Source organism: Leucobacter sp. CX87 (genome assembly GCF_018682295.1).
GTDB lineage: Bacteria > Actinomycetota > Actinomycetes > Actinomycetales > Microbacteriaceae > Cx-87.
This window is the reverse complement of sequence record NZ_JAFIRI010000004.1, coordinates 42,368-55,672: the sequence shown is the minus strand read 5'-3', so window position 1 is coordinate 55,672 and position 13,305 is coordinate 42,368. Positions and strand designations below refer to the sequence as shown.

The 13,305-nt window shown below is 67.6% G+C and carries 15 protein-coding genes; 10 read left to right on the top strand and 5 right to left on the bottom strand.

What is annotated here, in order from left to right; all coding sequences use genetic code 11:
• Nucleotides 1-52 precede the first annotated feature (52 nt).
• Genes KOE53_RS05720 through KOE53_RS05710 form a run of 3 tightly spaced genes read left to right on the top strand, consistent with a single transcriptional unit; the run spans nt 53 to nt 2,742 of the window.
• A complete protein-coding gene (locus tag KOE53_RS05720) occupies nt 53-946 on the top strand; it encodes an ABC transporter substrate-binding protein (protein ID WP_188057752.1) in 894 nt (297 codons plus the stop codon).
• Nucleotides 947-949: 3 nt separating this feature from the next.
• Nucleotides 950-1,972 carry an amino acid ABC transporter permease gene (locus KOE53_RS05715; protein WP_188057751.1) on the top strand — a complete coding sequence of 341 codons (1,023 nt, stop codon included), beginning with the start codon at nt 950-952 and terminating at the stop codon, nt 1,970-1,972.
• Complete coding sequence (locus tag KOE53_RS05710) at nt 1,969-2,742, top strand: amino acid ABC transporter ATP-binding protein (RefSeq protein WP_285895460.1); 774 nt, start codon at nt 1,969-1,971, stop codon at nt 2,740-2,742. The genes KOE53_RS05715 and KOE53_RS05710 overlap by 4 nt, the downstream gene beginning before the upstream one ends.
• An 82-nt stretch (nt 2,743-2,824) precedes the next feature.
• Here KOE53_RS05710 and tagD read toward each other — a convergent pair whose 3' ends face one another.
• Nucleotides 2,825-3,217, bottom strand: coding sequence for a glycerol-3-phosphate cytidylyltransferase (gene tagD, locus KOE53_RS05705; RefSeq protein ID WP_188057750.1), 393 nt, complete (start codon nt 3,215-3,217; stop codon nt 2,825-2,827).
• A 235-nt stretch (nt 3,218-3,452) separates the two neighbouring features.
• Here tagD and KOE53_RS05700 point away from each other — a divergent pair, with 235 nt between their 5' ends.
• The 4 genes from KOE53_RS05700 (at nt 3,453) to KOE53_RS05685 (ending at nt 6,558) form a co-directional block, all read left to right on the top strand.
• Entirely contained in the window at nt 3,453-5,195 is a 1,743-nt protein-coding gene (locus KOE53_RS05700; RefSeq protein ID WP_255499695.1) for a putative bifunctional diguanylate cyclase/phosphodiesterase, read from the top strand.
• Nucleotides 5,196-5,238: 43 nt separating this feature from the next.
• A complete protein-coding gene (locus tag KOE53_RS05695) occupies nt 5,239-5,394 on the top strand; it encodes a hypothetical protein (protein WP_188057748.1) in 156 nt (51 codons plus the stop codon).
• A 58-nt stretch (nt 5,395-5,452) separates the two neighbouring features.
• On the top strand, nt 5,453-5,860 hold the full coding sequence (locus KOE53_RS05690) for an acyl-CoA thioesterase (protein ID WP_188057747.1): 408 nt from the start codon (nt 5,453-5,455) through the stop codon (nt 5,858-5,860).
• A gap of 125 nt (nt 5,861-5,985) precedes the next feature.
• Complete coding sequence (locus tag KOE53_RS05685; protein WP_251364181.1) at nt 5,986-6,558, top strand: DUF308 domain-containing protein; 573 nt, start codon at nt 5,986-5,988, stop codon at nt 6,556-6,558.
• A 3-nt stretch (nt 6,559-6,561) separates the two neighbouring features.
• On the opposite strand, the gene KOE53_RS05680 is transcribed toward KOE53_RS05685, so the two are convergent.
• The 4 genes from KOE53_RS05680 to KOE53_RS05665 are packed head-to-tail and all read right to left on the bottom strand — an operon-like array spanning nt 6,562 to nt 9,652.
• Nucleotides 6,562-7,248: an HAD hydrolase-like protein gene (locus KOE53_RS05680; RefSeq protein WP_188057746.1), complete on the bottom strand. Its 687-nt coding sequence runs from the start codon at nt 7,246-7,248 to the stop codon at nt 6,562-6,564.
• Nucleotides 7,245-7,700 carry an SseB family protein gene (locus KOE53_RS05675; protein ID WP_188045899.1) on the bottom strand — a complete coding sequence of 152 codons (456 nt, stop codon included), beginning with the start codon at nt 7,698-7,700 and terminating at the stop codon, nt 7,245-7,247. Before KOE53_RS05675 ends, KOE53_RS05680 begins: the two co-directional genes overlap by 4 nt.
• A 35-nt stretch (nt 7,701-7,735) precedes the next feature.
• Complete coding sequence (gene nucS, locus KOE53_RS05670) at nt 7,736-8,428, bottom strand: endonuclease NucS (RefSeq protein ID WP_188045898.1); 693 nt, start codon at nt 8,426-8,428, stop codon at nt 7,736-7,738.
• A gap of 9 nt (nt 8,429-8,437) precedes the next feature.
• Complete coding sequence (locus KOE53_RS05665; protein ID WP_188057745.1) at nt 8,438-9,652, bottom strand: MFS transporter; 1,215 nt, start codon at nt 9,650-9,652, stop codon at nt 8,438-8,440.
• A 196-nt stretch (nt 9,653-9,848) separates the two neighbouring features.
• Here KOE53_RS05665 and KOE53_RS13800 point away from each other — a divergent pair, with 196 nt between their 5' ends.
• The 3 genes from KOE53_RS13800 to KOE53_RS05650 all read left to right on the top strand — a co-directional run bounded on the left by KOE53_RS13800 (nt 9,849) and on the right by KOE53_RS05650 (nt 13,277).
• The gene (locus KOE53_RS13800) at nt 9,849-10,781 is read left to right on the top strand and encodes a helix-turn-helix domain-containing protein (RefSeq protein ID WP_188045896.1); all 933 of its coding nucleotides are present in this window, start codon (nt 9,849-9,851) and stop codon (nt 10,779-10,781) included.
• 88 nt (nt 10,782-10,869) lie between these two features.
• Nucleotides 10,870-12,444 (top strand): alpha/beta hydrolase, encoded by a 1,575-nt coding sequence (locus KOE53_RS05655; RefSeq protein WP_188057744.1) that lies wholly within the window; start codon nt 10,870-10,872, stop codon nt 12,442-12,444.
• 134 nt (nt 12,445-12,578) lie between these two features.
• The gene (locus tag KOE53_RS05650; protein WP_188057743.1) at nt 12,579-13,277 is read left to right on the top strand and encodes a hypothetical protein; all 699 of its coding nucleotides are present in this window, start codon (nt 12,579-12,581) and stop codon (nt 13,275-13,277) included.
• Nucleotides 13,278-13,305: the final 28 nt, after the last annotated feature.

Below are 13,305 nucleotides of genomic sequence, written 5' to 3'. Positions count from 1 at the left end.
GGCGGCCAACCCGGTCTCCGCAACATGCCCCACTAGAGAGAAGGATGAATCGATGAAGATTCGCTACGTGCTCCCCGCCCTGGCCGCAGTCGCGGCGCTCGCCCTGACCGGCTGTGTCAACAACACCGAGGGCTCCACCACGGACACGGGGACTGACAACAGCTCCTCGATCAAGCCCGACGAGGCCGCGGTCGCCCTGCTGCCCTCGGATATCAAGGACTCCGGCAAGCTCGTCATCGGAACCGACGCCGAGTACCCGCCGAACGAGTTCAAGGACAAGGACGGCAACCCGGTCGGCTGGGGCGTCAACCTCGCCAACGCGGTCTCCGCCAAGCTTGGCCTCGAGCCCGACTGGCGCATCATGGGCTTCGACAGCATTATCCCGAGCATCACGGGCGACAAGGTCGGCATGGGCTCGTCGTCGTTCACCGACACGATCGAGCGCCAGAAGTCGGTCGACTTCGTCAACTTCTACACCGCTGGTGTGCTGTGGGCGGCCCCGATCGGCAAGACGGTCGACCCCGAGAACGCGTGTGGCCTGAAGGTCGCCGTGCAGGCGGGCACCTACCAGCACACCGACGAGGTTCCCGCGAAGAGCGAAATGTGCGTCGCCGATGGCCAGCCGGCAATCGAGATCCTGCCCTTCGACGGCCAGGCAGAGGCAACGAACGCCGTCGTGCTGGGTAAGGCGGACGCCTTCTCGGCTGACTCGCCCGTCACGCTCGCGGCGATCGCGCAGCTGAAGGACAAGATCGAGGCCTCGGGCGAGGCCTTCGACGTCGCGCCGTACGGCTTCGCAACCAAGAAGGACAGCGACATGACCAAGGCCGTGCAGGCCGCGCTGCAGTCCCTCATGGACGACGGCACCTACCTCACGATCCTGGAGGACGCGGGCGTCGAGGCTGGCGCGATTGAAGAAGCGACCATTAATGCGGGGAAATTTTAACCAATGAGTGAAACGAAGCACGGGGCTGCGGCGGGAGAGCCGCCGCAGTCCCTGCCGTTCTATGAATCTGAGCCGATCGTCGCGATCAAGCTCAAGCACCCGGGCCGGATCGTGTTCGCCACGCTCCTGGTCCTCCTCGCCGGCATCTTCATCTTCGACGCCGCGTTCAACCGCCCGGCGTTCGAGTGGGCCGAGGTGGGCAAGTACCTTTTCGATACGCGCGTCACCCAGGCCGCCGGCTACACGCTGCAGCTCACGATCTACTCGATGATCATCGCCATCGTGATGGGCATCGCCCTCGCGGTCATGCGACTCTCGCCGAACCCCATCGTGAAGTCCATCGCCTGGGTCTACCTCTGGATTTTCCGTGGCACCCCGGTGTACGTACAGCTCGTGTTCTGGGGCCTGCTCTCGGTGATCTACCCGACCATCGGTCTCGGCATCCCGTTCATGGAGCCCTGGGTCGCGGTCGAGACCGACCTCCTGCTCAACACGTTCGCGCTCGCCGTGATCGGTCTCGCGCTCAACGAGGCGGCCTATATGGCCGAGATCGTCCGCGCGGGCCTGCTCTCGGTCGACAAGGGTCAGGACGAGGCGGCCACCGCGCTCGGCCTGGGCTGGTGGCACACGATGACGCGAGTGGTGCTGCCCCAGGCCATGCGCGTGATCATTCCGCCGACGGGCAACGAGGTCATCTCGATGCTGAAGACCACCTCGCTGGTCACGGCGATCCCGTTCACCCTCGAGCTCTACACGCGAACCCGCGATATCGCTGCGGTGACGTACAAGCCGGTGCCCATGCTGATCGTGGCATCCATCTGGTACCTGTTCGTCACCTCGATCCTGATGGTGGGCCAGTACTACCTCGAGAAGCACTTTGCGCGAGGGGTGGCTCAGCGTCCCGACGTCATGAAGCCCACTACCGAAACGCAGACTCTCGGGGTGCCGTCGGCGACGGAGATCGCGAAGGCGAAGGCCGACCGGCCAAAGCCCGTGGCAGATCACGGAGAAGGTGACGCACGATGACCGATAGCAATGTGCCCATGGTCAAGGCCGAGGGTGTCTCGAAGGCTTTCGGGTCGAACCTCGTGCTCCGCTCTATCTCACTCGAGGTGGCGCGCGGCGAAGTGCTCTGCTTGGTGGGGCCCTCGGGCTCGGGCAAGTCGACCTTCCTGCGCTGCATCAACCACCTCGAGACGGTCGATTCCGGCCGACTGTCGGTCGACGGTGAAATCGTGGGCTACCGCCAGTCAGGCGACAAGCTCTACGAACTCCACCCGCGGGAAGCGTCGCGTCAGCGCCGCGACATCGGAATGGTGTTCCAGCGCTTCAACCTGTTCCCACACATGACCGCGCTCGGCAACGTCATGGCTGCGCCGATGCTGCTGAAGAAGGGCAGCAAGACGCAGCTCAAGGCGCGCGCCATGGAACTGCTTGCACGGGTCGGCCTGGCCGACAAGTGGGATCACTACCCCGCGCACCTCTCGGGCGGTCAGCAGCAACGCGTCGCCATCGCACGCGCGCTTGCCATGGATCCGAAGCTCATGTTGTTTGATGAGCCGACGAGCGCGCTCGACCCCGAGCTGGTGGGAGAGGTGCTCGACGTCATGAAGGGCCTCGCCCAGAGCGGCATGACCATGATCGTCGTGACGCACGAGATGGGCTTCGCCCGCGAGGTCGCCGACAAGCTCGTCTTCATGGATGGCGGCGTCGTCGTCGAAGAGGGTGACCCGCGCGAGGTGCTCTCGAACCCGCAGCGCGAGCGCACAAAGGCCTTCCTGTCGAAGGTGCTCTAGCGCACACACGATACGGGCCCCGCGGCGACTCCTGAACGGAGTTCGGCGCGGGGCCCGTATCGTTTCGGCAGGATCCCGTCGGCTAGGTGCCGAGGTCGTTCTTGATTTTGCTGGTGGAGATGCCCTCGGTGCGATCGAGGTAGACGAGCTCGCAGTAGGGGCGCAGCAGCTCGAACCGCGGGTCGCCCTCCCAGTCGCCGCCCATGACCACGGTGTCGATCTCGTAGCGCTGGACGTCGCCGATCTTCTGGTCCCACTCGTTCTCGGGGATCACCAGGTCCACGTAGCGCACGGCCTCGAGCATCGCCTTGCGTGTCTCGAAGTCGTGGTAGGTCTTCTTGCCCTTGCCCGCGTTGAACTCCTCGGTCGAGAGCGCGACGACGAGGTAGTCGCCGAGCGACCGGGCGCGGCGGAGCAGTCGAATGTGACCCCAGTGCAGCAGGTCGAAGGTTCCGTACGTAAGAACGCGCTTCATGCTCGACTCCAGATTCCTCAGGCGGCACCGGCTCGATGCACGATTGGAATGGTAGTACACCGGGCCTGAAGCGCTCTTGTGTACCGCGTCCAGAACGCCATAGCATCGCAGTAAACCGACACGGTACTGAGGAGCGAGGGTGCAACCTGGGGCTGGTAGTGACGCCGAGCCCGGCAACGGCCGTGAGCCTCAGCCGAGCGAGATCCGTTGGATTTCGACGTGCTTGGCCGTCGCCATGCGCGGGTTGACGGGCGCGGACCGGTGCATGGTGATTCTGCATGCGGGAACCGACCGCGAAGAGTTGTACGCGATGACGGGCCACGCGGGCTGGGATGACGTCCAGCACGACGCCGACCTCGACCCGCGACACTGGACCAAGAGCCCGTTCTCCCTGCCCGCGTTGGACGAGCTGCTCGCACGCGAGGTGAGTACGCTCAATCGGCCAGAGGACTCGGCCTTCGGGCGCTTCCTGTTCGAAACGCACGGCGTCGTCGCCTTTGCCACGGTTCCCCTGCACATTGACGGCAAGAACAACGGGCTGGTGGTCGCGCACTGGATTACGAACGAGCCGCCGACCGAACTATCGGCCGACCTCAGCCATCGCCTCGCCGCCCTCTCCCAGATCGCAGGGTTCGCGATGGCCTCGACGCAGTTGCACGAGCAGCTGCTGTGGGAGAGCGAGCACGACCCCATCACGGGGCTGCCGAACCGGCATCAGCTCGAGGCCGAGCTCGCCGAGCGGCTGCGCCACCCCGAACTCCACCGCGGCCTCGTGGTCGCGTGCCTCGCCGTTAACCGATTCGGTCGAGTGAACGACATGCTGGGCCGCGAGGGCGGCGACCGGGCGCTTCGCCGCGTGGGCCGGCGGCTGCGCCACCTGCTCGGCGAGCGCGCGATCATCGCCCGCACCTCGGGGAGCGAGTTCATCGTCGTGCTCGAGGGGCACGACAGCGATACCGGGGTGGACCGTGCCCTGGAGCGGGTCAGCGAGGGGTTCGAAGCACCGGTGGGGATCGATGCCGACCGCGTCTACCTGAAGTTCTCGTTCGGGGTGAGCCGCCTGGTCACGCGCGAGGCGTTGGCGCACGAGACGGACTTTGCGGCGGCCGCCTGTGAGCTCATCGCGGAGGCTGAGCGGAGTCAGTTGTCCCGGGTGCGCGAGCGGGAGGCCGCGCAGCTCGGACTCAGCAGCGTCGAGGAACTCATGCTCGACACCGAGTTGCACTCGGCGATTCGCAGCGAGCAGTTCTTTGCCGCGTACCAACCACAACTTGACCTGCGCACTGGGCGCGTCATTGGAGTCGAGGCGTTGGCCCGGTGGACGCACCCCGAGCTCGGGGCCATCTCGCCCTTGCTCTTTATCCCGCTGGCCGAGATGAACGGCCTGATCACGGAAATCGGCAGGGTCATGCTCGTCACGGCATGCCGAGACGCTCGGCGCTGGCGCGAGCAGGGCCTTGATATCGGGGTGTCCGTCAACGTTTCGGGGGCGCAGCTCGAACGGCCCGACTTCGCGGATCGCACCCTGCAGATTCTCCGTGACGAGGGCATGCCGCCTGGGCAGCTGACCCTGGAGATCACCGAGTCGAGGTCGCTCATCGATGAGCAGCCCGCACTCAACCACCTACGTCGGCTCGCCGACCTCGGGATCAACATCGCGATCGACGACTTCGGCACCGGGTTTTCCTCGCTGACGCGGCTCGTCACGCTGCCGATCGCGGAGCTGAAGATCGACCAGAGCTTCGTGCAGGGCGACGATAGCGAATCGCAGGCCGTCGTCGGGGCGATCGTGAGCCTCGCGCGCAGCCTCGGCCTCGAGGTCGTCGGCGAGGGGGTCGAGACCGACGAACAGCTCCGCTTACTGCAAGAGGCCGGTTGTGAGCGCGCCCAGGGGTATGGCATTTGTCGGCCCCACGGTTTCGAACAGACCACGAAGTTTCTGATTGAACACTCGCGTGGGGTTCCAGCTCTTCCCTAGGCAGGCGCCCGGGTGTACCGTGCAAACAAAGGAGGGAGACCTCATGAAGGAATCGAACGACGCACTGGTGCCAGACCACGAGTCTGATCCGGCACACAACGACGAACCCGGCCAGGACTGGGCGGACGAGGGCGGCGCCACCCCGGACGGGCCCGCCACTCACGTCGAATCCGGGCACTCGCATCACGACGCCGACTAGCCCGCCCGTCGCCTGTGCAGTGGGGCCGCGAGCCTGATCGCGCCAGTATGCTGGGCGCATGAACAGCTACCGGCACGTCGTGCGCAAGTGGGTCAAGCCGGCGGATCTGAACCAGCACGGCGCGCTTTTCGGGGGTCGGCTGATGGAGTGGGTCGATGAGGAAGCCGCGATCATCGCGGGGGTGCAGCTCGGGACGGTGAGCATCGTCACCCGCCACATGTCCGCCGTCGACTTCGTCGCGCGCGCCGATCGGGGCGACCTCCTGGAACTCACCTACGGCGTCGCCCGATTCGGGCGCACCTCCGTGACCCTGAGCTGCGTCGTCGAGAACGTGGCGACCGCGCAGGTCATTCTCACCCTCGCCGAGATCGTCTTTGTCGCGGTCGACGACGCCGGGCTCCCCGTCGCTCACGGGTTTCACACGGTGGCGACGGACAGCGTCCGGCTGCGGCCCGTGGCAACGTAGCTCGCTCCCGCGGGGGCCGAGTAATCGGCGCGCCGCGTGCAGAGGCGTCGCCTGGTAGGCAACCATGGGAGGTATAGGTGACGCTGCCCGACCGGGTGCGCGCGCCACGAAACTCGGGGAGCATCATGACCTCTGCAACTGACACCACCATGCCGCCGGTCGTCCAGGAGGTGACGAACGGCATCCGCACGATGCTTGGTCTCGGTGGCCTGCTCGCCGTCGTCGTCGGCATCTTGATCCTTGTCTCGCCGCTGAAGACCGCCGCGGCGACCGCCGCCATCGTCGCTGTGTACGCCGCTGCCGTCGGCGTCGTCTACCTCGGCTCGGCGCTCTTCTCGAAGGGCCAGGGCGGCTGGCACCGGGTCGGCGCGATCCTGCTCGGCCTGCTCTACCTCGCCGCGGGCATCGTCGCGATCGGCAACCTGACCGCGACCGCAGCGTTCTTGTTCCTCTTCATCACGATCATGCTGGGCATCACCTGGATCGTTGAGGGCATCGTGACGCTCACCTCGATCGGCACCTCGACCAACAAGGTCTGGGTCGTCGTGTTCGCGGTGATCAGCGTCATCGCCGGCGTCACCCTGCTGTTCTCGCCGATGATGGGCGCCGTCACGCTGTGGTGGCTCCTCGGCATCTCGCTGATCGTGCTCGGGATCCTGCAGATCGTGCGGGCGCTCACCTTCGGGAAGCAGAAGTAGCGACTACACCCCAGTCGGCACCGGACGGCCCAGGAGCAGCGCGCGCAGCTCCTGGGCCGTTTGTGCGTGCGCGAGTGCCCCGGCAGTGTCGTCGTCGTCGTGGTCGTAGCCCCAGCCGACGAGCACGGTCGGGATGCCGTGGGCGGCGGCGCCAATGATGTCGTGCACGCGATCGCCCACCATCACCGGACGGGAGAGGTCGGCGCCCTGCGCCAAGAGCTGCGCGAGCGCCTCGGCAATCACGGACTCCTTGGTGGCGCGGCCAACCGATTCGTCTGCGCCGACGCAGGCCCCGAGCAGCGGTATGAGGCCCAGGTGCTCGGCGATGGCGGCGACGAGCTGCTGGCCCTTGGAGCTCGCGACCGCCTGCGGGAGCCCGGCGGCGTGGATCTCGGCCATGAGCTCGAGCACGCCGTCAAACGGGGTGGAGGTCTCGGCGATGTGGGCGAGGTCGACGAGCGAGCGCATGACCCGCTGGCCCTCGGCGGCGAGCTCGGGCGGCATGCCCAGCACCTCAATGAAGCCAGTGGTGACGGGCGGGCCAATCAGGCGCGCGAGCACCTCGGGCGCGGGGACCGGCCACCCGAGGATCTCGAGTGTGCGCGTGAAGCGCCCCGTGATCTCGGTGCCCGAGTCGACGATCGTGCCGTCGAGATCCCAGATGACCGCGGTCCAGTCGGGGTGGCTCATCGCAGGCGTTCGAGCGTCGCCGCGTCGATGGGCTCTTCGCGCAAGGCGAGCTCAATGTACTTGCGCAGGATCACGAGGGGCACGCTGCCTGGGTTGATCTCGGCGGCGACGAACTTATCGGACGTGATGAGGCGCAGCGCCGAGAGTGCCGGCATGATCGCGCCGCGGGCGGCATCGGCCTTCGCCTTCGGCACGGCGGCGCGCAGCTCGTTTGCCGAGGTGAAGATCGGCAGGATCAGCTGACCCTTGGTCGAGCGGGTGGTCCGGATTCGGGTCACCTTGTTCTTGGGGGTGCCAGTCACGTCGACGACCAAGAAGCCCTCGCGCAGCGCGCGGAGCACCGCGGCGAGACGCTCGTAGTCGGGCTCTGCGAGGAGCGCCGCAATCGCGTCGCGCGCCTCGGCGTTCTCGGTGTCCGCGGACACACCCTCGGGAATCTGCGCTTCAGCCATGCGACTAGCCTACCGGCGGCCCGGCGGGCACCCGCTTAGAAGAGCGCGTTCACGTCCTCCAGGCCGCGCATCGCGTCGTAGTCGAGGACGACGCAGCGGATGCCGCGGTCTTCGGCGAGCGTGCGGGCCTGCGGCTTGATCTCCTGCGCCGCAAAGACGCCCTGCACGGGCGCGAGGCGCGGGTCGCGGTTCATGAGCTCGAGGTAGCGGGTGAGCTGCTCGACGCCGTCGATCTCGCCGCGTCGCTTGATCTCGACCGCGACCGAGACGCCCTGCTCGTCGCGGGCCAGGATGTCGACCGGGCCGATCGCGGTCATGTACTCCCGGCGCACGAGCGTGTGTCCCTCGCCGAGCACCTCGATCTGCGCCGCCATGAGCTCCTGTAGGTGCGCCTCGACGCCGTCCTTGATGAGTCCAGGATCGATGCCCAGGTCGTGACTCGTGTCTTGCATGATGCCGAAGATCGACACGATCAGTTGGTCGGCGGTCTTCGCGTGGACGACGCGCCACATCTCGGTCACGCCGGCCGCGACCTGCTCGTCGCTCGGCTCGATCGGAGCGAGCGAGCAGGGCGGGCTCATCCAGTTCAGCGGCTTGTACGAGCCGCCGTCGGAGTGGATGAGGATGCTGCCATCGCCCTTGAGCATGAGCACGCGAGTCGCCCGCGGCAGGTGCGCGGAGAGTCGACCCGCGTAGTCAACGGAACAATCTGCAACAACGATACGCACCCAGTCATTCTAGGCGGCGGGCTGGGGCTCCCGTGCAGCAGCGGCGAGGATCCCGGCGACCGCGATGACGAGCACGAGCGGAAGGAACGCATTCAGCAGCCCGAAATGGTCGCCGAGGAAGCCGAGCAGCAACGGGCCGATCAGGTACGCGCCGTAGGCGATGGCTGAGACCGCCGCGACGTCGCGCACCGCGGTCGCCGGGTTGTCCGCGGCGGCCGAGATGCCGAGCGGGAAGCCGTAGGCGACGCCGACGCCCCAGAGGATGGCCCCGACGACCGCGAGGGGGATGGCGGGGGAGAGGATGACGAGCAGCAGCCCGACGATGCACAGCACCGCGCTCGCGCGCAGCATCGTCACGCGGCTGAAGCGGGCGAGCATGGGCCCACCAGCGAAGCGGGCGACGGTCATCGACACGTAGAACGCGCCGAGCGCGAGCGCGCCCGCGTCGTTGGTGATGCCATAGCCATCCACCAGCGCCATCGGCAGCCAGTCGCTCGCCACACCCTCCGCGAGGCTGAACGAGAGTGCCATCACGCCGACCAGGACCACGCGGCGGTCGCGCCAGGGGCTGCGGGGGCGGACGCGGGGCGCGGCCGTGCCGCCCGGATCCTGCGCGTGGTGCAGCTCGCCGCCGCGAACGTCGGCCGGCACGACGAGCAGCGCGCACAGCACGCCGCCGGCGATCACGATGAAGGCGAGCAGCAGGTGCAGGGGCACCGAGACGCCGCCGGCCTCAGCGAGGGCACCGACGCCCATCGCTGAGACGCCGCCGAGGCTGTACGCGCCGTGCAGGAGCGGCATGCGTGAACGGCCGAGGGCGCGCTCGGCGTCGGCGCCGCTGACGTTCATGGCGACGTCGCTCGTTGCGAACGCGAACCCGAATGCGAAGAGGGCGAAGATCGCGGGGACCAGGTGCTGTTCCCAGATCAGCCAGGCCGCCAGGGGCATCGCGACTGCCTGCACCAGGACGCCGATGCGCAGGATCCTGCGCGCGCCGACCAGCGTGACCGTGCGCCCCGAGAAGATCAGGCCCGTGACGGAACCGACCGCGAGGCAGAGGCCCAACAACGCGATCTCGGAGGGGGTTGCCCCGAGGTGGTCGCGGACCGCGGGGAGCCGAGACAGCCAGGATCCAAACCCGAAACCGAGCAGGCCGAAGACGACGAAAATCCCGCCGACCCAGGCGTTCAGGCGACGGCGCTCATGCGCGGCAGAGTGGGGCACCGGGATCCTGACTATAAAACTGGGGGAGTCACAGCAGACTACTGCAGCGAGGCTCTCCCCGGGCAGCCCTCGTGCGCTGAACCGCTCGCCTGCGACGGTGAGGCCCGGGGGTGAAATGCGCCGCAGAATGACGCAAATTGCCCGTTCGCTGCGCACATTGCACCACCGGCGGCTGTCTGGCTGCTAGCGTTTCGCTGTGTCGCAGCAGAGTGCGCCCCAGGTTGAGGGGCTCGGAGAACGATCGATTACCCACTACGGACAACGCGAATTCGCGCGCGAGGGGGTGCGCGGGGTCGGCGGCGACCTGGGGATGAGCGCGAAGGTGCGCGCGTTCGGTCCCGTCCTCGTGATCGAGGCGTCGGGGAGTGGCTCAGAGTTCGAGCGCCGACCCGTCCGTCCGGGCCTGCCCACGATCGACGTGATCTTCGTCGGAGCCGGCGAGTTCGCCTACCTCGAAGGCGGGACCTGGCACGCCTCGCAGGGCCCGCTGATGGTGGCGCCGAGCGGACTGCCGCATCGGGTGCGGTTCACCAGCGAGTGGCGGTTCCTGGTGGCGCGGATCCCGCGGGACGCGCTGCTGCCTTTCGTGCCGGGGCTCACGGACACCGTCGGGATCTACGATGAGCTCACGATTCCGGAGCGCGCGATGGAGGCATTTCTCGCCCAGTCGGTGCAGAGCGAGGATGAGATCTCTGCGGGTGACGGCCTTACGGTGGGGCGGATGGTGCTTGAGATGGCGGGAGCGATGTTGCGCAGCCGACAGGGTGAGGCCTGGCAGCTGGGCACGCCCCAAGCGGTCCTGCGGGGCCGGGCCTGCGCGATCATCGCCGCAGAGCACGCGGACTCGGGACTCGACCCGGCGCGCGTCGCCGGCGGAGTGGGCGTCTCGCTGCGCCACCTCCAGACCCTTTTCGCCGACACGGGGAGCTCGGTGGCCGGGGAGATCCGGCGCGAGCGTGCGCGCGTTGCGCGCGCGATGCTCCAGGACAGTCGATTTGACGACCTGAGCGTCGAGCAGGTCGCCGGGCGCGCGGGGTTCGGCTCGAGCGTGAGCCTGCGTCGATCGCTCGACGTGCTGTACCAACTGAGCCCGAAGGAATTGCGCCAGCGGCGCACCCCCGCCGCCTAATCGTTCGGTGCGCGCGGAAACCGTGCAGATTGTGCGGTCGTCTCGCGCGCCGCTCCACCTCAGAAGGGATGCTCCGTAGTCTGTGCCCATGAGCATTGGGAACCGGGCTGGGCTGCGTCGCGTCGCCTCGGGCGTCGCGGGGTTGATCGGGGCGGCGCTGGCCGTGAGCGGTTGCGGACTGGTGGGTGGTTCGGGGGCCTCGCTCACGCCGACCGCGAGTGAGAGCGAGTGGCAGGCTGACGCATTCGCTGGGCTGTATGCGCAGGAGATCGACTGGTTCGAGTGCACCCCGGACGAGGGTCTCGATGCGTACACCGCGGACGCGCTCGAGGCGGCCGGGCATGATCTCAGCCAGATCGGGTGCGCCCTCATCGAGGCGCCCGTCGACTGGGACGACCCCGAGAACGCCGAGACGATCGAGCTGTCGATCGTGCACATCCCCGCCACGGGAAAGGAACCGCTGGGGACCCTGCTCGGAAACCCCGGCGGCCCGGGCGCCACCGGGGTGGACTTCATGCTGGGCATGGCGCTCTCCCCGGGCTTCGAGGGCGTCGCGGCGAGCTACGACCTGCTCGGCTTTGACCCGCGCGGCATCGGCGGCAGCACCCCGATCGACTGCGACGGCGCAGGATCGGACCTGCCCGTCGTGCAGCTCGGCGTCTGCATCGCCGAGAACCCGCTCACCCACACCATGGGCACCTCGCAGGTCGCGCGCGACATGGAGCTGATGCGGCACCTCATGCAGGACGAGGTGCTCAACTACCTGGGCTATTCCTACGGCACGATGCTCGGGGCGACCTACGCCACGCTCTTCCCCGAGCGGGTGGGCCGGATGGTGCTGGACAGCGCCGAGGACGCCGAGTGGGCGAGCCTGATCCACCTGTTCGACCAGCAGGTCGCCATCGCGAACGCGACAGTGGCGCTCGCGACCGCGTGCCGCACGGACTACGCGGACGAGGTCGAGGTGTGCCCGTTCGTCGACGAAGACTCGCTGCTCGCGGTGCTCGCCCAGCTCGACGCCGAGCCGCTCGTCGCGAGCGACGGTACCGAGATTACGGGTCAGCTGCTGCAGTCCTACCTGACGAGCGCCCTCTACCAGAGCCACTTTGAGCGGGGGCGCACCCTCGACACTATTGCCCTCGCCCTCTTCGGCGATCAGGAGGCGATCGACGAGATCGGCGCCGAGTTCGCCGACAACGGTTCCGGCATCGACATGGCCATGACCGTGGTCACCTGCCATTCGTTCCCCATCGAACCCAACATTCCGGGGCTGCTCGAGCACATCGAACGCGTCGGCATGCCGCGCCTGCTCGGCGGGCCGGCGATCGACGACGAGACGCTCGCCCCGTTCACCGACCTCTCGTGTTACACGCTCCCCGAGAGCGGGCTCGATCTGACCGAGTCGTTTTCGGCGCCGGACGCCGGGCCGATCCTGGTGATCGGGATTACGGGCGACCACGCGACGCCGTTCCAGTACGCCGAGGTGCTGACCGAGGAGCTCGGGAACGCCGTGCTGCTCACCCTCGACGGGCAGGGTCACGCGGCGTCGTACACCGGCCGCTCGAGCTGTGTGGACGATGCGGTCACCGAGTACCTGCTGGACGGGGTGTTGCCCGGCGAGGGCACGGTGTGCCGCGACGACGCGGTGCCCGCCGAGGGCTGAGCGCAGCAGTCAATCCACGCGATTCTCGTGCAACCCGCGCGAGATCGAGCCCGTTGGCCGATTCGTGCAGCGCAGGTCAGGCACACTGGCGAAACTGACGCGGAACACGCGTCCGATCAACGGGGGAACCACACATGCCTCAGGCCATTGACGACGCTGCGGTGACGCACACCGATTCCACTTGGATGAACCGGCACTTCGAGCTCGTCATCGCCATGCTGCTTGGCCTCGCGTCGATCGTCACCGCCTGGGCGTCGTTCCAGGCCTCGCTGTACGACGGCGAGATGTCGGCAGCCAACACCCGCGCGGGTGTGCTCTCGGCCGAGGCTGAGTCGCTGTACCTCGAGGGAAACCAGCAGTACCTGAGCGACGGTCAACTGTTCGACCGGCTGACCGAGCTGCGCATTCAGTCGACCAGCGCCGACGCCGCGGCCGCCGCGGTGGCCGCGGAGACCATCGACGTCCTGACGTTCCAGTCGATGAGCGAGGATTTCGCCGCGGCCGTTGAGTGGGCTGACGCCGAGAACGAGGCAGACCCCGAGATGTTCACGCACCCCCAGGGTGACGAGGCCTACCTGGCGACCCTGTTCGGCGAGTACGAAGAGGTGAAGGCGCAGGCGGACACCGAGCTCGCAAACTCAAGCAAGTTCAACGACCTGGGCGATCAGCTCACCCTGAACACCGTGCTGCTCGCGATCTCGCTGTTCCTCTTTGGTATCGCCGCGATCCTGCGCACCTATCGCACGCGCCTGCTGATCACGGGAGTCTCCGCCGTGGTCATGGTGGTCGCCACGGTGCTGACGTTCATCGTGGTGTCGACGCCGATCTCGTAGTGCAGCCGTGCGTGCCGGACGTTGGTCT